Source organism: Dyadobacter psychrophilus, from assembly GCF_900167945.1.
Taxonomy (GTDB): domain Bacteria; phylum Bacteroidota; class Bacteroidia; order Cytophagales; family Spirosomataceae; genus Dyadobacter; species Dyadobacter psychrophilus.
Genome location: NZ_FUZA01000001.1, coordinates 811489 through 832827, shown reverse-complemented (window position 1 = coordinate 832827; position 21339 = coordinate 811489). Strand labels below are relative to the sequence as shown.

At 42.7% G+C, this 21339-nt stretch carries 21 protein-coding genes and 1 tRNA gene; 8 read left to right on the top strand and 14 right to left on the bottom strand.

Features of this window, described 5'->3' with window-relative positions; all coding sequences use genetic code 11:
• The first annotated feature begins 79 nt into the window (after positions 1-79).
• Positions 80-781, top strand: a complete 702-nt coding sequence (locus tag B5X68_RS03675) for an MCP four helix bundle domain-containing protein (RefSeq protein ID WP_082213293.1) — start codon at positions 80-82, stop codon at positions 779-781.
• Positions 782-844: 63 nt separating this feature from the next.
• On the opposite strand, the gene B5X68_RS03670 is transcribed toward B5X68_RS03675, so the two are convergent.
• The gene (locus B5X68_RS03670) at positions 845-1330 is read right to left on the bottom strand and encodes a hypothetical protein (RefSeq protein ID WP_229208269.1); all 486 of its coding nucleotides are present in this window, start codon (positions 1328-1330) and stop codon (positions 845-847) included.
• Positions 1331-1639: 309 nt separating this feature from the next.
• On the opposite strand from B5X68_RS03670, the gene htpG reads away from it, so the two are divergent.
• Positions 1640-3478: a molecular chaperone HtpG gene (htpG, locus tag B5X68_RS03665; protein ID WP_082213977.1), complete on the top strand. Its 1839-nt coding sequence runs from the start codon at positions 1640-1642 to the stop codon at positions 3476-3478.
• A 68-nt stretch (positions 3479-3546) separates the two neighbouring features.
• Here the strand turns inward: htpG and B5X68_RS03660 are convergent, their stop codons facing one another.
• Together B5X68_RS03660 and rho are read right to left on the bottom strand one after the other, a co-directional pair.
• Positions 3547-3801 carry a helix-hairpin-helix domain-containing protein gene (locus B5X68_RS03660; RefSeq protein ID WP_082213291.1) on the bottom strand — a complete coding sequence of 85 codons (255 nt, stop codon included), beginning with the start codon at positions 3799-3801 and terminating at the stop codon, positions 3547-3549.
• A gap of 12 nt (positions 3802-3813) precedes the next feature.
• Positions 3814-5676 (bottom strand): transcription termination factor Rho, encoded by a 1863-nt coding sequence (rho, locus tag B5X68_RS03655; protein WP_082213290.1) that lies wholly within the window; start codon positions 5674-5676, stop codon positions 3814-3816.
• Positions 5677-6167: 491 nt separating this feature from the next.
• Between rho and B5X68_RS03650 the strand changes: the two genes are divergently transcribed.
• The 3 genes from B5X68_RS03650 to lptC are packed head-to-tail and all read left to right on the top strand — an operon-like array spanning position 6168 to position 8783.
• Positions 6168-6890 carry a type III pantothenate kinase gene (locus B5X68_RS03650; RefSeq protein WP_082213289.1) on the top strand — a complete coding sequence of 241 codons (723 nt, stop codon included), beginning with the start codon at positions 6168-6170 and terminating at the stop codon, positions 6888-6890.
• Positions 6874-8193, top strand: coding sequence for a BamG family beta-barrel-assembly machinery protein (bamG, locus tag B5X68_RS03645; RefSeq protein ID WP_229208268.1), 1320 nt, complete (start codon positions 6874-6876; stop codon positions 8191-8193). The genes B5X68_RS03650 and bamG overlap by 17 nt, the downstream gene beginning before the upstream one ends.
• Before the next feature lie 8 nt (positions 8194-8201).
• The gene (lptC, locus tag B5X68_RS03640) at positions 8202-8783 is read left to right on the top strand and encodes an LPS export ABC transporter periplasmic protein LptC (protein WP_229208267.1); all 582 of its coding nucleotides are present in this window, start codon (positions 8202-8204) and stop codon (positions 8781-8783) included.
• On the opposite strand, the gene B5X68_RS03635 is transcribed toward lptC, so the two are convergent.
• From B5X68_RS03635 to B5X68_RS03585, 11 genes are all read right to left on the bottom strand, one after another.
• Positions 8780-9193, bottom strand: coding sequence for a c-type cytochrome (locus B5X68_RS03635; protein ID WP_082213288.1), 414 nt, complete (start codon positions 9191-9193; stop codon positions 8780-8782). The genes lptC and B5X68_RS03635 overlap by 4 nt on opposite strands.
• A gap of 16 nt (positions 9194-9209) precedes the next feature.
• Positions 9210-9869 carry an SCO family protein gene (locus tag B5X68_RS03630; protein ID WP_082213287.1) on the bottom strand — a complete coding sequence of 220 codons (660 nt, stop codon included), beginning with the start codon at positions 9867-9869 and terminating at the stop codon, positions 9210-9212.
• A 6-nt stretch (positions 9870-9875) separates the two neighbouring features.
• On the bottom strand, positions 9876-10313 hold the full coding sequence (locus B5X68_RS03625) for a viral A-type inclusion protein (protein ID WP_082213286.1): 438 nt from the start codon (positions 10311-10313) through the stop codon (positions 9876-9878).
• Between the two features lie 39 nt (positions 10314-10352).
• Positions 10353-12014: a DNA repair protein RecN gene (recN, locus tag B5X68_RS03620; RefSeq protein WP_082213285.1), complete on the bottom strand. Its 1662-nt coding sequence runs from the start codon at positions 12012-12014 to the stop codon at positions 10353-10355.
• A 69-nt stretch (positions 12015-12083) separates the two neighbouring features.
• Positions 12084-12308: a hypothetical protein gene (locus tag B5X68_RS03615; RefSeq protein ID WP_082213284.1), complete on the bottom strand. Its 225-nt coding sequence runs from the start codon at positions 12306-12308 to the stop codon at positions 12084-12086.
• Between the two features lie 45 nt (positions 12309-12353).
• A complete protein-coding gene (gene porD / locus B5X68_RS03610) occupies positions 12354-13271 on the bottom strand; it encodes a type IX secretion system protein PorD (RefSeq protein ID WP_082213283.1) in 918 nt (305 codons plus the stop codon).
• Positions 13268-14476 carry a bifunctional phosphopantothenoylcysteine decarboxylase/phosphopantothenate--cysteine ligase CoaBC gene (coaBC, locus tag B5X68_RS03605; RefSeq protein WP_082213282.1) on the bottom strand — a complete coding sequence of 403 codons (1209 nt, stop codon included), beginning with the start codon at positions 14474-14476 and terminating at the stop codon, positions 13268-13270. Before coaBC ends, porD begins: the two co-directional genes overlap by 4 nt.
• A 150-nt stretch (positions 14477-14626) precedes the next feature.
• Positions 14627-14938, bottom strand: coding sequence for a DNA-directed RNA polymerase subunit omega (locus tag B5X68_RS03600; RefSeq protein ID WP_026632203.1), 312 nt, complete (start codon positions 14936-14938; stop codon positions 14627-14629).
• 41 nt (positions 14939-14979) lie between these two features.
• Positions 14980-15903: an outer membrane protein assembly factor BamD gene (locus tag B5X68_RS03595; RefSeq protein ID WP_082213971.1), complete on the bottom strand. Its 924-nt coding sequence runs from the start codon at positions 15901-15903 to the stop codon at positions 14980-14982.
• 75 nt (positions 15904-15978) lie between these two features.
• Entirely contained in the window at positions 15979-16593 is a 615-nt protein-coding gene (locus B5X68_RS03590; RefSeq protein ID WP_082213281.1) for a T9SS type A sorting domain-containing protein, read from the bottom strand.
• 178 nt (positions 16594-16771) lie between these two features.
• Positions 16772-18262, bottom strand: a complete 1491-nt coding sequence (locus B5X68_RS03585; protein ID WP_229208266.1) for an OstA-like protein — start codon at positions 18260-18262, stop codon at positions 16772-16774.
• A gap of 230 nt (positions 18263-18492) precedes the next feature.
• Here B5X68_RS03585 and tilS point away from each other — a divergent pair, with 230 nt between their 5' ends.
• The 3 genes from tilS to B5X68_RS29160 all read left to right on the top strand — a co-directional run bounded on the left by tilS (position 18493) and on the right by B5X68_RS29160 (position 21246).
• On the top strand, positions 18493-19836 hold the full coding sequence (gene tilS, locus B5X68_RS03580; RefSeq protein WP_082213279.1) for a tRNA lysidine(34) synthetase TilS: 1344 nt from the start codon (positions 18493-18495) through the stop codon (positions 19834-19836).
• Between the two features lie 91 nt (positions 19837-19927).
• Positions 19928-20012: transfer RNA gene (locus B5X68_RS03575), tRNA-Ser, on the top strand.
• A 250-nt stretch (positions 20013-20262) separates the two neighbouring features.
• The gene (locus B5X68_RS29160; protein WP_082213278.1) at positions 20263-21246 is read left to right on the top strand and encodes a phage integrase SAM-like domain-containing protein; all 984 of its coding nucleotides are present in this window, start codon (positions 20263-20265) and stop codon (positions 21244-21246) included.
• Positions 21247-21339 lie beyond the last annotated feature (93 nt).

The window sequence follows — 21339 nt, the reverse complement described above, 5'->3', positions numbered from 1 at the left end:
GTTATTATACAGAGGAGTTTTAGTATTTTTTTAATGTGGAATATTGATTGAGCAGTTTCCATTTTTTAATCACTGTTACATGAAATGGTCTTTTGTAATTCAACAGAAAATGAAAGCAGCATTGCTTCTGGGAGGCATTATGGCGCTGATCATATTGGCCACACTGCTGTCCAGACGCAATATGGAGGGGATTGACAAGTCATTTTCGTCTATTTACCAGGACCGGCTGATACCGGCGACAACCATCATTTACTTAACCGAAAATCTGTATGGGAAGCGGCTTTCATTGGAAGAATATTTACTGACGAAGGGTGCAGGAAATAAAAGTGAAATAAAGGCACAATTAAGCGCACATAATCAGAACATCGATTCGCTGATAGGGGCATTCGAAAAGACATATCTTGTGGATGAAGAGGCAAAAAGCCTCACTGCATTTAAAACCGAAGTGCTCCGGTATGAGGCATTGGAAAAGTCGGTGCTCAACTTATGCAGTTCCGGCGCACAGGAAGAAGGCAGGAAATTGTTTGCCGGTGCCGGATCGAACACATTTAAAAACACGATTACCAATCTGAATGAGCTGACAAACATTCAGTCGAGCATTGGTAAGGATCTGATGAAAGAGTCTAAAAGTGATATTGCAAGTTTTGGAATAATTTCTTTTCTGCAGATTGGGCTAGCGGTTGTTATCGGATTAATGTTGCTGGTCCTTATCCAGAACTCGGCCATTATTAACAAGCCAAAGATCACAGGTGAGAAAAATCAATATTTTAATCTTAACTAAAAGTTTGTAATGCAAAAAGGTCAGGATATCCTGACCTTTTTGCATTACAAACTTTAATATGATTTACTGGCCTACTTTACGGCCTTTCAATGTTTCTCTTGAATTTTTAACCTGCTTCAAAAGGTCTTTCTTCACGAATAAACGGGCGCCGTTTCCGCCTTGCAGGTCAAATGTCCGTTCCTTATAGTCGAACTTGTTGTTTGGAAGCACATCCAGGAAATAATTCTGACCGCTCAAATTGAACTTCATTCCTTTTGTATCCTGCTGCGTATCATCCCATGAAACGTGGATAACACCGTTGTCGGAGCTTAGTGCAACGCCTGGCGTAAATGGAAGCACATTAATGGTCTGAATGCTTTTGCCATTGCTCATCGTGATCTGTCCTTCCGGGTTTACCTTAATGTCGTTCGGATCCGAAACCTCTCGGCGGATATTGATCGCTTTGTCATTGAAAAACTGAACTTTGGCTATCTCAATATTTGCTGCTTCCAGGTCGCGGCGCAAATCTTCCGTAAAGACAGTATAATTAGATAGAGGGACAGAATTCATTGTGGTGCAAGCTGATACTGCGCTCAATAAGAATACGCCTGCGAAGAGTTTTTTAATAAGATTCATGTTACTAATTGGTGTTCTGAATGAACTGTTTGGATGATTTTAGTTGAGTTGTTTACAGATCGCAATATTAACAAAAAAGCCAGTCAGTTACCAACCCATTGATTATATGTCGTTGATTTCAGCTTTCCTGACAATCTGTCAGCCGGCTTGCATTTTAATTGTATTTGGAACGCATATTTGTATTCGGTATTGCAGGACAGAAAAAACAATTTCTTCAATAATATTAACAAAAACGGCATAACTATGGAATCAGTGATTCAGGAAAAAGGAAACCTAAGCATTCATACCGAGAACATATTTCCGATTATCAAAAAATTCCTTTATTCGGACCACGAAATCTTTTTACGTGAATTAGTATCCAACGCAGTCGACGCGTCTCAGAAAATCAAAAAACTTGCTTCTTACGGCGAATTCAATGGCGAGCTGGGCGACCTTAAAGTGGTTGTGAAGCTAGATAAGGAGGCCAAGACCATTACAATCAGCGATAATGGGATTGGTATGACTGCGGATGAGATCAAAAAATATATCAACCAGATTGCATTCTCAGGAGCGACTGAATTTGTTGAGAAATACAAAGACAAGGGCGAAGACGGGAAAGGTGATAAAGGCATAATTGGTCATTTTGGACTAGGTTTCTACTCTGCTTACATGGTTGCAGAAAATGTAGAGATCATTACAAAATCTTACAAGGAAGGTGCGGAAGCGGTTCGCTGGGAATGCGACGGTTCTACGGAATTTGAGCTTGGCCCGGCTGAGAAAGCAGAGCGTGGTTCGGACATTATCCTGCACATTGCTGCTGATTCTGAGGAGTTTCTGGATGAGCACCGTTTGCGCGGCATTCTTGAAAAATATGGCAAATTCCTGCCTATCGAAATTGAGTTTGAAGAAAAAGTCATTAACAATCCGAATCCGATCTGGACGAAAAATCCGGCTGACCTGAAAGACGAAGATTATTTGGCTTTTTATAAAGAGCTTTACCCGTTCAGCGAGGATCCGCTTTTCTGGATCCATTTAAATGTGGATTATCCGTTCAACCTGACAGGGGTGTTGTATTTCCCGAAATTGAAAAATGATTTCCAGGGACAACGCGAAAAAATCCAGCTTTACAGTCGCCAGGTGTTCATTACCGACGAAGTAAAAGACATTGTCCCCGATTTCCTTCAACTATTGCACGGTGTGATTGATTCGCCGGACATTCCTTTGAACGTGTCGAGAAGTTATCTGCAAGCGGATGGTAATGTTAAGAAAATCAATGGCTATATCACTCGTAAAGTAGCGGATAAACTTTCTGAGATCTTCAAAAACGACCGTGAAGGTTTTGAAAAGAAATTTGATGATATCGGCCTTTTTGTGAAATACGGGATCATCAGCGACGATAAGTTTTATGAAAAAGCGAAGGATTTCTGCTTGTTGAAAAACACAGAAGGTAAGTTCTTCACTTTCGAAGAATATCGCGAACACGTGAAAGGCAACCAGACGGACAAAAACGACACACAGGTTTGGCTTTACACGACAGATGAGAAAAAGCAGGATGCATTTATCCAGTCGGCCAAGAAACGCAGTTATGATGTCCTTACATTTACTACGATCATTGATTCACATTTCATCAATGCGCTTGAACAAAAACTCGAAAAAGTGAATGTGAAGCGTGTGGACGCTGATACGCTTGACAAGCTGGTTGAAAAGGATGTGACATTGGAAAGCATTCTTTCGTCGGACGATCAGGAAAAAGTGAAAAAGATCTTTGAAGAAGTGGCAGGAAGCAAAAGCGCGCACGTTCAAGTGGAAGCGATGCCGGTTGATGAATTGCCGGTTGTAATCACATTCCCTGAATTTATGCGTCGTATGACGGATATGCAGGCGACCTCAGGACAACGCTCGATGTTTGGTGATATGCCGTTGATGTATACGGTTTCACTGAATTCTAATCACCCGGTAATAAGCCGTGTGCTGCAAAGTGAAAATGAGGAAGCGCAGAAATCGCTGGCAAAGCAGGTTTTTGATCTCGCATTGCTTTCGCAGGGATTACTTTCAGGAAGCGATTTGACGCAGTTTATCCAAAGAACCGTTTCGACATTGTAATACAAATAGAATCAAGAAAAAGCCCGCTGCTGATTTTCAGGAGCGGGCTTTTTTGTATTTATATGTTGTCAGGATTCTTTTCCTGAAATGATCAGTTTTTTCAGTTGGTCCAATTCATCCCATTTCTGTTCTTTGGCCAACAATGCTTGTTTCGGCCAGGAAGTAGGATTTTGAATCTGAAACCTTGGGCCTGCTTTTTTCAAAACGGCCGCCAGCCTGATAATGGAGGTGTCGGCGAGCTGTTCAATGGTATGAATGCCTTCCCGATTGAGCAGTTCCTCAATCTTCGGCCCGATCCCTTCAATAATCTTCAAATCTTCCATGAGCCTGAATGCTTATCGGTTCATGGAGATCAGGAATTCCTCGTTGCTTCTGGTGCCTTTCATATGTTCAAGCAGGAAGTCCATGGATTCCATTGCATTCATGTCGGACATGTGTTTTCTGAGGATCCACACTTTTTTCAATGTTTCTTTATCCAAAAGCAAATCCTCACGCCGCGTACCCGACGCCATCACATCAATAGCAGGGAACACGCGCTTGTTGGATAATTTACGATCCAGTTGCAATTCCATGTTACCGGTTCCTTTGAATTCTTCAAAGATAACCTCGTCCATTTTTGAACCTGTGTCGATCAATGCAGTTGCAATGATGGTCAGCGAACCGCCGTTTTCAACATTTCTTGCCGCTCCGAAGAATCTTTTTGGTTTGTGCAATGCATTCGCATCCACACCACCTGAAAGTATTTTACCGGATGAAGGAACCACCGTGTTATAGGCACGTGCAAGACGGGTGATAGAATCCAGCAGGATAACCACATCGTGACCGCATTCAACCATTCTTTTGGCTTTTTCCAAAACAATGCTGGCCACTTTTACGTGACGATCGGCCTGCTCATCAAATGTAGATGCAATAACCTCAGCTCTTACGCTGCGCTGCATATCCGTTACCTCTTCCGGGCGTTCGTCGATCAGTAGGATCAAAAGGAAAACTTCCGGGTGGTTACGCGTGATGGCGTTTGCAATTTCTTTAAGCAAAACAGTTTTACCCGTTTTTGGCTGCGCAACGATCATCCCACGCTGTCCTTTTCCAATCGGAGCGAAAAGATCGAGGATCCTGGTAGAATACTGGTCAGGACGAGAGCTCAGCTTCAAACATTCTTCTGGGAAAAGTGGTGTGAGATATTCGAAAGGAATCCGGTCCCTGATTTCCTCTGTTGTTTTTCCATTAACGGTTTCAACACGAAGCAAAGCGAAGTATTTTTCACCTTCTTTCGGCGGGCGGATCTGCCCTCTTACCGTATCACCGGTTTTCAAACCAAAAAGCTTGATCTGAGAAGGTGACACATATATATCATCCGGACTAGCCAGGTAATTGTAATCTGCGGAACGAAGGAAACCATAGCCGCCATCCTGCATGATTTCAAGAACACCTTCATTAACGATCAGTCCGTCAAATTCTCTTACGTAATTATTGTAATTGCGTTTGATTTTTGAAGAAGGATCGTCGCGGTGAGCAGGTTGCTGCTGTTGCGCCTGGCGGTCGTTTGAATCGCTAGACTGATTCGGCTGATTAGGTTGATTGGGCTGGCGGTTCTGCTTTTCTTCTTTGGCCGCCGCAGCTGCTTCTTCCAGATTAATTTCAGATTTCTCTGAAACAACTTCTTGATTAGCAGGTGTTTCTGCTTCTGGTTGGTTAACTATTTCTTCTTTGCCCAAATCATTCAGCGTATCGCTGTCAGAATCCGCTTCTTCACGAATGTCTAAATTTTTTGGTCGGTCATTTATATCGGGACGCTGATTTCTCAGGGAAGTATCAAATAGGGGAGCAGGCGAAGGAACGGATGCATCTTTTTTCAACCTGGCAGGTCTGTTGTTTGCATTAGCCGCCCTGTTGTTTGCAGGTTTCATTGTATCGGCAGCATTCTCAGCTGGCCTGCGTGCTCTTTTCTTCTTTGGCTCATCGGAATTAAAATCATCCGCATCTGATGCCGTCGGGGCAAGGGGAGCAGCCTCGGGTGTACTGGTAACAGGCTCAGAAGCTGTGGGAGCTTCATTAACCGTTGCAGGCTGCTGTTTAAGCAGAATCCTGTTTATCAATTCTTTCTTAGGGAGTTTAGCATAATCTGCAACGCCAAGGTTGCCAGCTATTTCTTTAAGCTCTGATAAAAGCTTAATGTTTAATTCATCAATTGTAGGCATACAGACAAGGGAAAGTAAAGTAACACTTTACCAAATGGATATTAAGGTTTTGAATTTTTTTGGACAAAAGCCGAGAAGCATATCTCGAAGTGACGTGATGGTCATTAATATTGAAAAAATGTCTTCTGTATAAGTCCGGGTGATGACTTTACAAACTGAAAAACTTTGATGGATCTACTCTGAAAGTTAGCAATTAAATAAAGGAAGTAAAGACAGTAAATCTGCAAGATTTTTAAAACCTCGACAACGTTGAGAGTTATCGCGTGATGGAATTTGGATTTAGAAGTCGATACTGGACTTATAGCGACGAAGGTAAAGAAAATTATTTTATTTTCAAAACAAATAACCTCGCAATTTGAAAAAATAATGACTACGGAACCTCCACGCGCTGATATCAATCATTAAGGCTTGATAATGAATGTATAAAACACTGCCAGGCCTATTGATAAGCGTTAGTTTTTGTGCCCCAAATGTAGGACTTTTGCAAAATTATGAACATTGTCATTGATTCGGGGAACACTTATTCGAAAGTAGGGTGGTTCCAGGAAGATAAACTCATACGATATACGACGCGCCTTACATTTGACGAGTTGATTGAAGCGGTGCTCTCGGAAGTTCCGGATTGTATTTTGTTTTCATCGGTAGGTTACACCGCAGCTGATTTTGAGAATGCGTTAGGTAAGTCATTGAAAATATTCAACTTATCACCGGAAACGCCATTGCCGATCACAAAAAATTATGACACTCCGCAAACACTGGGCGCGGACCGGATTGCTGCCTCGGCAGGCGCTAATTTTCTCTATCCCGGCGAAGATCTGGTTGTGATCGATATGGGCACATGCATTACGTACGACCTGATCGATAAAAATGCAGTGTTTCAGGGCGGATTGATTTCCCCGGGCGTGAAGATGCGATTTAATGCCATGCATTCGTTCACTAAACGGCTTCCGCTGGTGGAACCTGAATCTGACCCGCCATTAATCGGAAAAAGCACACGCAGTGCCATGCAAAGTGGTGTCATGAATGGCGTTCTTGCAGAAATGCATGGAATTATTGAACAGTACCGTCACAATTCACCGGATTTGCGCGTACTATTATGTGGAGGAGATGCTGCTTTTTTTGAAAGTAGCCTGAAACCACCCATCTTTGCGGTGCCGGAATTGGTTTTAATAGGATTGAACAGAATTTTAACATATAATGTCTCGTTACAGTAGATTCAGAATACTCACTTTTGCAATTGCACTCATTTGGAATTGTACATACCTAAATACAGCGCTGAAAGCGCAAGGCCTGGGCAATTCTCCATACTCTTCACTGGGAATGGGCGAATTTTACGGAGATGCTTATTCTGACAATACAGGAATGGGGCAATCGGGTGTTAGTACCAGCACCGGGTTTCAAATTAACAATCTCAATCCTGCACTTTGGGTCCGCAACCGTTTCACAACGCTGGATATCGGCTTGATAGGTCAGTATAAGGATGTTGTTTCCGGCTCAAAAAAACAAACCAATGCCGGAGGGAACCTTGCTTATGTATCGCTGGCATTCCCGATCAGCCCGCGATGGGTCCTGGGGGTTAGTCTCAAACCGTATACTTTTGTTGATTACAGCAATGAATCAGTCCGTGAAGTAACGGGAACGCAGTTCGTAGGAATTTACAACACAACTGGTAAAGGCGGCATTAATAAGGCTTCTGTTACCACTTCTTACCAGGTTACAAAGTACCTGAGCCTCGGACTTGAAAGCTCCTATTTCTTCGGCAATGTGCGCAAAGCCACGGAGGTTTCTTTAATTGATAAGTTTACATACGACAATGGTCTGGATTTTTCAGACGAGCCAGTAGTAAGCTTGAATGACAGGACAACTTACAATGACATCGCATTTCGTGCTGGTGCTGCATTAAGAATCCCTATCAAAAAAGAAAATAAGCTGAATCTGAACCTTGGCGCTTCTTACAGTTTCGGGACGACTATTAATGCAGACCGGACGACGACTTTCGAAGTGACCTCGAACGCGATCAACATCATTAACCCGGACACGCTGGACAACGCCGTGGGCGGCGGACTCAAAACGCCTAATCAGCTTCAAGTAGGAGGAAGTTTGGAATGGCCGTTCAAACTGATCCTCTCAGCCGATTTCAGCTACCAGCAATGGTCTAAATACAGGAGTTTTGCCAATTCAAATGACGGCCTGAATGATGTGGGACGCATTAATGTGGGTGCTGAATATCTTCCAAGATTTACATCCCTGAACTACTTTGACCTTGTTAGATACCGCGTTGGTTTCAGCTATGGCAAAACACCTTATTCAATTGGAAACAAAGATGTGAATGATACAAATGTTAGTTTAGGCTTCACATTCCCAATGGGTCGTGGTTATCAGAACTTTCTATCCGTTGCGCTCGTTGGTGGTCAGAGAGGGAGCACAGGCGGTGGGATGATACGCGAACGATACGGACGCGTTGTGTTGGGCGTAACCCTTTTGGAAAGATGGTTTGTTAAACAAAAAATTGATTAAAAGTTGATATGCGTATTGCATTGATCTTCAAGTATATATTAAAAGGAGATATGTTTTTATCTCCTTTTTGCATTATTGCGCTAACTGCATGGCTTTTGACGGCCTGCGAAGGCAAACAAAATAAAGTCGGTGCCTTATACACAGGTCCGCTTGAAGTGGTGAACGATGTTGAGGTAAAATATAGTGAGCAGGGAAAGCTCAAAGTGGTAATGAAAACGCCGAGAAGGCTCGCTTATCAAAATGAAGCGCAAGTTTTTCCGGATACGATCAACATTAACTTCTACGATACAACCGGCACAATCGTTACCCGATTGCGTTCTGACTCAGGACATTACGACAAAGCTGCGGATGTTTACATTGTAAAAGGCAATGTGCGCGTAGTAAAGTCGGAAACGGAGGAGTTGCTCAAAACAACAGAGCTCAATTGGAGCCCCAGGACTCGTAAAGTTTTCACCGAAAAGCCACTCTCAGTTATTAATAAGCGGACTTCGGAAATCACCAATGCGATTGGAATGGATGCCGAACAGGATTTCACCAGGATCAAGTTTCGAAAGGCGACCGGGATCTATAAATTTAGCGGAGCGCCTTAATATGCTTTGCAGTTCTTTAAAGCAGTTTGAACGGCTTCAATAGGCGTATATAGGCTGTCTTTCCCCCATTTCATACTTACAAAGCTGACCAGCTCGGCAATCTCAATTTCAGTAAGCTTCGGATTTGCGGGCATAGGGCGATTAAATTCTTTGCCATTCACGAGGATTGTGCCTTTCATCCCGTTCCTGATAATGCAGGCAACCGCAGATTTATCTTTTAGAATGGACGAGTTTACCAGCGGAGGATAGAGGTTGGACATTCCTTTGCCATCGGCCTGATGGCAATTGGCGCAATAGGTGGTGTAGAGTTGATATCCTTCAACAAAATATTGCTCGCTCTTTAATTCGGAGGCGCTTTTGCAGGCAAACATTGTGGTAATAAACAAAAGAAGAATCGCTGGCTTGGTCATGCAATTAGGCGGTAACTTACTGCTTGTATTCGTCTAGCAGGATTTTAATGTCAGCAATTAATTTCTGAGTTCCTTCTTCGGTTGTGCCGTCGTACATGCCTCTTACGTGCTTTTCCTTGTCAATCAAAACAAACGCACCACTGTGAAGATAGCCGCCGTCCGCAGTTTTGTCTTCTTTAACGGTGGTCATATAATGCTGTTGTCCGATCTCGTAAATCTTCTCTTTTTCTCCCGTTAGGAACTGCCATTGATTGCCTTCAACACCCAGATCCGTCGCAAATTTCTTCAAAACCTGGGGCGTATCATGATCGGGATCGATGGAGTGGGAAAGGATCATCACATCCGGATTGCCTTTGTACTGATTATAAACTTTAACCATTTGACGCTTCATTATCGGGCAAATGGTGGGGCAGGTTGTGAAGAAAAAGTCGGCTACATATATTTTGCCCTCTACAATTTTTTCGGAAACCGTATCGCCTTGCTGATTAACAAAAGTGAAATCAGGAATTGCATTATAAACCGTATCGACAACTTCCTTGCCGTCCACTGTTTTCTTTACCACGTCGCGTTCTCCTAAAATAGGCAGCTTGCGCTCATCCTTGCAGCCGATCAAGCTGGAAATCAATGCTGTTAGAACGAATGTGTATATATGAACGGCTTTTTTTACTTGTCTCATAACCTGTTATTCCAAAAATGTTTGCGCTTCCTGAATCGATTTCAATGTTAATTGTTTCACTTCAAGGATTTTCTCCTTTTCCTTTTCAAAATACGCCACAGCACCTTCCGGAGCCAATTTCTTGGCAGAGTCGCCACGGTATGAGTGCATCCAGCTCATCATCAGCTTGTCAGATTCGTTGAGTTTTTGATTGAGGTCAACTGCTTTAATGCGTTCTTCGGCAATGGTGTTGCTGCTTATTCCCTCATTTTGCAGGCTATCCATATGCTGTATTTTCTTAGATAGCTGGGATTTTAACGTCATGATCTGATCCATTTGCGGCATCACTTCGTCGTGAATGGTCATTACTTCGGCTTCCAGCTCGGTAACCTTGTCTTTTTTGGCTTCCTGGCCACAACTTGCCAAAAGTACCATTGCTAGTAAAGAGAGTATTGGATATTTCATATCATTGAGAGGTAAGGTGTTAACTATAAAAACGCTTTATTAAGTCTGCTCTTTCAGGATCATTTCGCGTGCGTTCACCAGCACAGTTTCTGAGGGATTATGCCCGCCGATCATCTGCGCAATTTCCTGAACTCGCTCATCCACTGTCAGTTTCTTGATCTTACTCACAGTTTTGTCCGAAGAATGGTCTTTGTAAACGAAGTAATGTGCATTGCCGCTGCTAGCGATCTGGTGCAAATGGGTGATGGCGATAATCTGGTGGTTATGAGCCATATTAAGCATCATTTTGCCCATTTTTCTGGCAATTTCGCCAGAAACCCCTGTGTCAATCTCGTCAAAGATAATGGTCGGAAGTTTTCTTTTATCTGCCAAAATATATTTAATCACCATCATTAACCTCGAAAATTCCCCACCGGAAGCAACCTGTTTCAGTTCTTGCGGAACAATCCCTTTGTTACCGCTAAATAAAAACGCGACCGAATCCAGTCCGTTCACTGTGGGTAATGTTTCCGTGACTTGAATAGATAAACTGGCATTTGGTATTCCCAGTTCCGAAAGCCTTTCCAAAATCAATTTTTCAATTGCCTTGGTCACTTTACGGCGTTTTTCAGAAAGCACGTTCGCACTTTTCAGCATTCGTTCTTTTGCTTGTATCGCCGTTTTTTCTGCTTTAATGAGGTCGTCATCCAAGTTCAATACAATGCTCAGCTTATGCTGCAAATCCGCCTCGATCTTCAGCAATTGCTCTATGTTCGTCGCCTGGTGTTTTTTGAGCAAAGTATAAATTAAATCCAGACGCTCCTGAACCAGTTCTGCACGGCCCTGATCAATGTCTACCGAACTATTAGCCTGGTCAATTTCGTCCGCAACATCGCGTAACTCTATCAATGTGCTTTGCACACGCTCACGTATCGCGTCGTACACGGGAACGAGGCGCGCGGCCTGGCTTAATGCATTCGCGGCATTTTTAAGTAATTCAAGAATCGAGTTATCCGGATTATCGAGCAGCGTGTGGGCCAGTTGCAGCTTTTCCCTGATTTCGACTGCATTTTCGAGAATGTTTAATTCTACTTCCAGCTTTTCCTGCTCATCACCGGCAAGCTTGGCGTTGTCCAATTCCTGAAACAGAAACTGATCATAATCAAACTCTTTTCTTAGTTTGACTGCCTCCTGTTGAAGGTTTTCAAATGCTTTTGTCGCTTCCTTATATGTGGTAAAATCCTGCTGATAGGATTTGAGAAGCTGTGAATTATCCGCGAAGGAGTCCACAACCTGCAACTGAAACTCGTTGTTGCCAAGCATAACAGAATCATGCTGCGAGTGAATGTCCAGCAGCTGACTTCCTATACGCTTCAAAGCATCCAGATTTACTGGTGTATCATTGATAAAAGCACGCGATTTGCCGGCCACAGAAATTTCGCGGCGGATAATACATTCATCAGAGTAATCGAGATTTTCATCCTCAAAATTGGGTGCCAGGTCATATCCTGAAAGGCTGAAACTGCCTTCAATCACGCATTTTTCACTGGAATCATATAAGGATTTCACGTCTGCGCGATTACCGAGAAGCAACCCGATTGCGCCAAGCATGATGGACTTTCCTGCACCCGTTTCACCCGTAATGATGTTTAACCCTGGATCCGGGGACATCTCCAACTGCTTTATAAGCGCGTAATTCTTTATAAGTAAATTCGAAAGCATATCTATACGAATATAGTTATCATATCAACAAATAGGAAATATAACCATTCGCAACCCAACATTGCTCGCTTACCTTGAACCGGCATCATATACGATTTCATAAAGCGATGGCAATGGGATAAGATGCGCATGATTTCGCGTGTCACGGATCAGCAGGTGTTCTTTGGTGAATGATTCCAGTTTACCAAAGTGCGTGTTCCCGTTATCCATAACAGCATTAATCTCTATTTTGAGCAGCTTTTCGAGTGAAGAATAAATGTCTTTGGCAGAAATGCGAATTAGTCTTTTACTCATAATCAAAAGCTTCAAACGGAGGTTTTAGTGGTGGGAATGCAGATTTTATAAGGAAAGACGTTGATATAATTGCGTTTTTGTAGGATCCAGCCCTACTAACAATGTGTAAGCTTTGGCGCGATCCTCCGGTTGGGCTTCGATCAATATCCTGTAAAGCTCATCCGATTTGGAATCAAAAAATGAGTTGATAACCACACTGGCCGGGCGGAGCTGATTTACTTCTTTGGCAGTATTCAGCACTTCCATCACCTTCGCGCGCGTTTCAGCAGGGTTTTGAGTTGCTACATCCAGTCCGAGCCGGTAATATTTATACATTCCCTCACGGAACGGTGTAAACTGCTGGCTCATCAGGTTTTCTACCAGCCAATAACGGTTGCGGGAATCGCCGTTTGAATCCCAGCCACGCTTGTTAGGCGAAGAATTACGCGCCTGGTTCACAAGATTGAATGCCTTTTGAACATACGGTGACCCGCCTAATTTGCTGAAAGAATCATAGTCGAAAATCAACGCGATATTTGCGTAAAAAGCCAGGATATACGGAAGCTCTTCGGTGTAATTATTTTCGTTAAAATAAAGCGGCGTGTTGGGTAAGTAGGTGAATGTGAAGTTTTTGTCTACATAAGTAAACAGAACCGTCTCATAATTGGAATTATAAACGGGCCTTGAAACAACCAGCTGCGCATTTCCTTCATAATTCCCCTGATTCAGTGAGCGGGTCAGGTTGACATTCAATTTACATTTGATTTTTTCTTCCTTGCCAAATTCGTCATTGGTCCAGCGCGTGTTGTTCAGAAAATCATTCATATAAGTTTGAAGCTGCGCCATTGACTGCGGATCAGTCTTTTGTTGTGCAACAAGCTGTTCATAGTTGAGATTTACCGAGAATTGAAATTCCTGGGCAAAAGAATGTCCGGAAATTGTGCAGGTAACCAGTAAAAACAACCAAACCCCTATTTTTTTCATGCTTCACTCCATTTATCTAGGACAATGTTCAGGATGTCCTGTGCCACTTCTTCCTTATGTTTAAGATCGAAATGTTTCACATTTTTCCTTTTGTCAATAACGGTTATTTTGTTCGTATCGTGTGCAAAGCCCGCGCCCGGATCATTGAGTGAATTCAAAATGATGAAGTCGAAATTTTTGCGCAGTAATTTGTCCATCGCATACTCCATTTCATTCTCCGTTTCCAAAGCAAAACCGATCAGTAACTGGTTTTCGGATTTCGTCTTTCCCAATGTTCCCGCAATGTCGCGCGTCTTTACCAGATCAAGCGACATTGCCTGGCCTTGTTTCTTGATCTTATGCCCTGCCACAAATTTTGAAGTGTAATCAGCAACGGCGGCAGCAAATATTACCACATCGCTTTTGGCAAAACGTTCCTGGGTTGCCTCAAACATTTCATCGGCACTTTGCACGCTAATGCGCTGTATGGTTGGTTCGGGAGTCGCCAAGCTTGTAGGGCCGCTGACGAGCGTTACCATTGCGCCTGCGGAAGCAAATGCTTCGGCAATCGCATAGCCCATTTTACCGGAGGATCGGTTGCTGATATAACGCACCGGATCAATGGATTCCACGGTTGGCCCGGCTGTAATAAGCACTCTTTTTCCGGAAGCAACAGATTTTTTAGCAAAAAAAGCATGCAATGTCTGGATGATTGTCTCTGGCTCTGCGAGACGTCCGTCGCCGATCAGTCCGCTGGCCAATTCGCCATGTTCCGGTTCAATCAAATGGTTACCAAAACTTATTAATGTGTCGATGTTGTGCTGCGTCGACGGATGCTGGTACATGTCAACATCCATGGCAGGAGCAAAGAAAACCGGGCATCGCGCAGATAAATAGACGGCTGTCAGCAAATCATCACAGTTTCCGGTTGCGCATTTGGAAAGCGTGCGCGCAGTTGCGGGGGCCACAATGATGGCGTCCGCCCAGAGTCCCAGCTCGACATGATTATTCCAGGTTCCCTCTTCTTCGAATGTGAATGTGCTTAATACAGGCTTTTTGGATAAGACGGACAAAGTAAGCGGTGTAATAAATTCCTTCGCTGATTCTGTCATAACAACTTGAACCTCAGCAGCAGCCTTAACCAAAAGTCGGACAAGAAGTGCAGATTTATATGCAGCAATGCTGCCTGAAACGGCAACCAGTATCTTTTTACCTTTGAGATTCAATCTTCAATTGCTTTGGGTGGTCAGTTTGGAAGGATTCCTGTCAGGCATAAAGTTACAGAGATAAGTGTAACAATTTAAAATCTTTGACGCCTATAAATGAAAAGCCAGCCGCAAAGGAGTTTTGCGGCTGGCTTTTTCTAAAATCAAATTTTATTCTTCCGTCGTATCGCGGTAAGCGTGATATGTTTTTCCTTCAATGAATTCATCGATTGAAATGCTTCCGGCTTTCGGCATACGCTCGTAAAACTTAGAAATTTCAATCTGTTCCCTGTTTTCAAACACCTCTTCCAGGTTATCTACGCCAGAAGCAAATTCAGCAAGCTTATTATTAAGCTCTTCCTTCATTTTGCTCGAAATCTGACGGGCTCTTTTAGAAATCACTGATACTGACTCGTACAAGTTACCAGTTACGTCTGCGATCTTGTCCGTATCCCGGGTAATGATTGATGGATTGGTTGCCATGCTTATGGTGATATTAGTTTAAATTTAATTTAATAAAAGAACTACTGTCCTTTTGGTTCCGAAATGGCCGGCGTTGTTACTTTCGTCGGCTTATTAGCTGGATCTGGCTGTGTTTCAAGTTGTTTCTGCCGCTCCACTTCTGCTTTTGCAATGACTTCAAGCTGCTTCTGGCTGTTCTCGAACATATCCTCCGCATCCCTGTTATACTTTCCGGTCGGGTATTTGTCTATCAATTCCTGATAGAACTTCAAAACATCCTGATATCTTTCTTTTTGCTTAACGCTGAAACTGTTCGCAGCAAGATTGTATTGCGACTCAACTTTAAGGAATGCAAGTTCCTCGTTGTATTTAGAATCCGGAAAATCTTTGCGGAAGTTCTCGATCGAGATCACAGCCGATTTCATCGACATTGCATTGAAGTCGCTGATCTTGTGATACAAGCGTGCCCTCTCATATGCTTTCCTTTCCAGCTTCGAACGCAGCTCTAAAATGTAACGCGTACATTCTTCCCGGAAAGGACTTTCAGGATAAGTATTAATAAAATCCTGCATGGCCGAAATAGCCGTAAATGTGCTGGTCTGGTCAAGATTGAACGGAGACGAATCCTTGTACAGGGAAAAAGCATGCATGTATAGTGCTTCCTGTGCGTAATCGCTGCGTGCGTATGTATCAAAGAACTTTTTAAATAAAAACTGGCTCGTATTATACTGCCCTTGTTGATATTGGGTGTAAGCGTAATAGAACTGCGCCAACTCAGATTCCGTACTTCCTTTCAATAGCGGAATAAGCTCTTCAAAGAGTAAACCTGATCGGTAAAAATCCCCTTTTTTGTAGTAAGACATCGCGGCATCATACTTTTCCTGATCCGTACCAGTCTTTTGTAACTTCGAGAATTTACTACAGGAAGTAATTACAAGGACCGCAATAAAAAGCAAGAAATAGCTTGCTGGACTGTTTTTTCGCATATTAGGTGCAAAGGTAATAAAAAAAGCTACACCATTCATAACGAATGCGTAGCTGATATAGTGTTAAAAATTAGCCTATTGCTGATGACGTACAAGCATTTTTTTGGTGGCTACTTTTTTACCGTCAAGTGACAATTGATAGAAATACAGCCCTGTTGGCATATCCTTCGTATTCACACGCAGCTTTCTGTCGTTTCTGTTTAGGGGCAGCTCGGCCATTTGAGAACCAAGCACGTTGTAGATAATCAATCTGGCATCACGGACGCTTGCTGTAATGCTATAATCCAAATCTGCATATTCACTGGCAGGGTTTGGGTAAATATTCGAAACCGAAATTTTGTCATTTACATATAATTGCTCTTCTGCCCTCATCTGTGCTTCCATCGCTGGCTGTCTCCTGTCAGCAGACTTTTCTACAACTTCGGTGGTCGCGACGCCAGTGCTTTCAGAAGCATTTGGAGAAGAAAACAGGAATGAACGGTAAAAGCTATTGAGCGCTTTTGGATTTTGTAAAGACAACAATTTATAGCTTGAACCTGTTGCAAGGCCTGAAAATTTGATGTTTTCTCCGGAGGCTGGTTTCTTTTTGCTGACCATGTTCAAACGACTACCGTTCGAGACGGATTGTGCGTTTAAACCCTGTAAGGCCAACGTTAGTAAAATCATTAAGTAAAGTATATTTCTTTTCATAGCGTCATGTTGGGATACTTTTGACTAATATGTTCGACTATTTTAGTTAAAAAGTACATTACAAAAATATAGAGAAATAATTGTATATTCAAAATATATTGTGTGAATGGCCATCTTTATTTTTAGACTAAAAAACCATGCCGGTTTTTAAAATTTTAAGCGTGTCCTGATATATTTTTTACAACTCTTTCCAAATTGTCTTGTTCTTAGTTGGTTTTTCTGAAATTCGCCAGTTAAATCCTTCCAGTTGTCGCTCCGGAGCCTTGATTTTTGAAGGCGGAATTAACTTCCCGTCCGGTTTCCCCACAAATGAGATTTTTTGTACACGGTTGTCGGTAAACAGCAGGTTCATCCTTCCACACTCGACCCGGTTGAGCCCGATGTTTTTTTGCTCATCATCCACTGCATAGTAAGCGCTTTCGCCGTTTCCGTCCACGAGAACCTGTTTTAACTTGTTTCCCGTTTCAAAATAAGCATTGATCGTGCGACCCTTTACCTGATTGAACTGCCTTACCAATGTGTCTTCGGTAATTACAAAAGATTTTCCTTTCAGCAGCATCCGGTTGATCTCATTATTCACTAAAAAAGCAGTGATCGAATCCGCCTCCATCTGATAATGCTGATCGCTCCATAAAATCGGCTTGCGGAAAAAACGAATGATCGAATCAGCTGTGTTATATGTGATCGAATCGCATTTGCCCTGGAAATCCGCTTTGTATATAAAGACATTCTTATTTCCAACCAATTTCCTGGTGCTATCTCGCTGATTTTCATAAGAGTACAATGTGTCAGCGCGGATGTAAAGTGTGTCGTCTGATACTACATTTCTAACGTAGGCATGACCGAAAATTTTGGAATAACCTTCTTTTTTCCAGTAATAACCTTCGTCGCCGTTCAGAACCGTTTTGTCCTTCTTAGCAACAATCACAACATTACCTTTTCCACGACCGTTGTTACTCTTTCCATCCACTTCCAGCGAGTCTGCGGTAAGCGTATACGTTTCATTGTCAACCATTGTCCGCCTCTGAAATGACGACTCCGCAGATTCCGTATTATACCGACCTTTCGTTCCATTTACCGTGCCGTCTTTGTTGGTGATTTTCGTAACACCATTAAAGTCCGACCATTTTGTAATCGAATTGTAAAGCAGCGTGTCGGTGGTAAGCACATATTTTTTGTTGACCAGCTTTACACTTTTATAATAAGTAAACTCTTTGGTCCGCGTATTATAAAAACCTTCTTTACTCGTCAGCACATTCTCTTCATCCACGGTCCGGCCTGGCGTTTTGTAATTGGCAATGCCGTTCGCCATGTCGTATTCAATTTTTCGGGTGGTTAATGTGCGTTTGCTATCTTTCAAAACCGTCTTTTTGCCGCTAACGATCGCGAGACGAGTGTTTCCATAATAATAAAGCGTGTCGCCAGTAACCGTAACCGTGTCACCCTGAACGATTTTTACATTTCCAAAGGCCTCAATCACATTCGTATTAATGTTCTGGATGGCCAGTTTGCTATATAACAGTGCTCCCTTATGCTTGAAAATACCATTTGTCACTCGTCTGGAGTCGACCCCATTTTCGTTGATAATTTCCAGCTCGTCAGATTTTATAATTTCAACAAGATCCTCACTTTGAACAGGCTGAGATTGCGGTAAAGCTTTCTGTGCCAACAGATAAGGTGAAAAAAACATCAAGACAAAGAACGTCAATCGGAATATATTGCTTTTGATATTGATGACGCGCAAAAGTTTAAAAGGGTTGCAGTTTGCGATGTATTTTTTTTTCTTCATGTTGCCGTTCTTTCCTTTACCTTTGAAATAAGCGCTTTAAAAAAAGCCTGGTAAAAGACTTATTTAATCCTATATACGCCAAAACTACATCAATTACGTTTCTTAGGTTCATGTTGGATCCTTTTTTAACTTTTATTAACCAACACAAGCTGGATCTCAAAAAGCAGCCTTGTCTTCTGACCGTAAGCGGAGGTGTAGATTCGGTTGTAATGCTTCATTTGTTTCAAAAAGCCGGTTTCCCGGCAGGAGTTGCGCATTGTAATTTCGGTTTAAGAGAGGAAGAGTCCGAAGGCGACGAACAGTTCGTCAAAACGCTTGCAAATGCATCCGGTTTTCCTTTTTATTCCAAACGATTTAATGTTAAATCATTCGCAAAGGAAAAAGGTATTTCTACTCAAATGGCTGCCAGGGATTTGCGCTACGGATGGTTTGAAGAACTCAGGGCAGGCAACAACTACTCATATATCGCAACTGCGCATCACGCAAATGATTCGCTTGAAACGACGCTCCTGAATCTCACGCGGGGAACCGGTTTAGCAGGTCTGCACGGCATATCGGGCATTAACAATCATCTTCTACGTCCATTGTTGTTCGCTACAAAAGAGCAAATTCTCGCATACGCGCAAGAAAATGGACTGCAATGGAGAGAGGATCGGTCCAATGATTCCGACGATTACAAACGAAACCTGGTCAGGCACAAGGTTATTCCTGTTTTGAAGGAGCTTAACCCATCATTGGAGTCGACATTCAATCATTCTTCGGCGAAGCTCCGAAGCGCAGATCAGCTTTTAAAGGAAATGCTTGATGATTGGGCAGCAGGCGTTGTCGTAAAAGCGGAGGATCAGATCCGGATAAGCAAGACAATGCTTATTCTTGCAACTGAGCCCGCATATCGGCTTTGGCATATTTTGCAGGATTATGGTTTTGCATATTCACAAGTGGAGAAGATAATTAATAGTTTGACAGGGGTTTCGGGTAAATTTTTTCATTCTGCAAGTCACGAATTGTTGATAGATCGGGAAAACTTGATTCTGAAAAAGACAGCCGTGGATGAATCAAATGGTGACATTCAGATTGTTGAAGAGCAGCATGAAGTAGATCTCGTCGGACGACACATCATCCTAAGCAAGAAAATCCAAAATACAGACGAGGGTTTCCTCAAAAGCCGTAGTTCGGTTTCCATAAATTTAGACAAAGTCATTTTTCCCTTGACAATCAGAAAATGGAAACCGGGCGACGTTTTTCAACCGTTGGGAATGAATGGCAAGCAGAAGAAGTTGAGCGACCTTTTTATTGATTCAAAAATGGACCAGTTTACAAAGAAACAAACCTTGGTTCTCTTAAATGGTAATGGAGAGATTATGTGGGTGGTAGGAGTGAGGCTGGACGAGCGATATAAGATTCATCAGGGCGTGACGCACATTTTGCAAGTGACATTTGTGGATAACAGATAATGTCAAAGGCCATAATTTTTTAACTGAACTATTGCGGATAAGGATTTTGTTTTTACCTTTGCACCACGTTTCGCACACGGCGAAATATTTTAGAGAGATGGCAGAGTGGTCGATTGCGACGGTCTTGAAAACCGTTGACTGTAACAGGTCCGGGGGTTCGAATCCCTCTCTCTCTGCAGGACATGATGTCAAAACATTCAAAAACCCCGTTTAAACGCTTTAAACGGGGTTTTTGCGTTTTTGTGCTACACCAAAATATTCAAAAATTCCCAATAAAAATGTAGCGATTCGTGGAAGTAAGAAAGTCTCAAAAAAACTTCCACGATTAGGTGCATAACTAGCTGGTTAGCAAGATGTTCACCCCGTAAACATCTTGCGTTTCAATGGTAACAATTCGATTTTTGTTCATCTTAAACATTATGTACTATGTTAGAAACAAGCTTCGGGTTGATTTTCTTTTTGAAAAGACCCAATCCAGAATTAGCAGACGGAATGCGCTATGTGTACTGCCGTGTCACCGTCAATGGTGTTCCAAAAGACATCTCCACCAAACGTATCTGGCATCCGTCCAAGTGGAGCGTGGGTGCTGGTCGGGCGACCGGGAACAAGGAGGATACTAAAACATTGAATGCGTACCTTGATACGTTGACTTCGAAGATTTACGAGGCAAAGCGATCATTAATTGAGGCAAACAAAGAGGTCACGTCAGAAGCTATCAAGAATATTCTTTTAGGCAGGACGGAAAGCGGGAAGACTATCCTGCCCATTTTTCGAGAGCACAACGATCAGATCGCTGCATTAATCGGAGCGGATTTTGCACCAGGCACCTTGGAGCGGTATGAGACCTGCCTTAAACATACCCGTGATTTCATTAAATGGAAATATCAAGCAGACGATTTCGAAATCAAGAAACTTGACTACGAATTCATATCACAATATGAATACGCCCAGGAAATCGATGACTGGTCTGCTTTGTTGCTAGCCGAGGTTGAAGAACACTTTGACCGCATTAAGGCCGAGGTCGATCAATCCGTAGACACAATCGACAAAGCGGCAGCTGCAATTAAAAGCAACCAGCGACCAGTTCATTTTTCCGACAGAAAGCAAGCTTTCTATTATGGCTTGGCGCAGAGTCTTCCATGGTCTGTTGTTGCGATAATTTGCTCGATTTTATTTTCTTGGCTGATCTCAACAGACGAGGAGTATCGAGAGCGTCTCAGGATTGTTGAAGCTTATGAAAATGCACCAGCCTACCGTCTTCTAATGCAAAATGGCGAGATTGTGCAGGATGAGCGCGGTAATTTTTTGAAGCTTCGACCTCAGGAGAAGAAAGGAGATGTGTTGATCGGTCAAGAGTACATTTTTGACAAAAAAAGCAAGGAGATGCTCATTCCACTTGGGCGGAAGTAACATCCCATAAGTCTGAAATCAAGCTTCAAACATTTTCAAACAAAGACAAACAAACTCAAACATTTTCGGGAACCACGGTGGTTTTTCCACAGC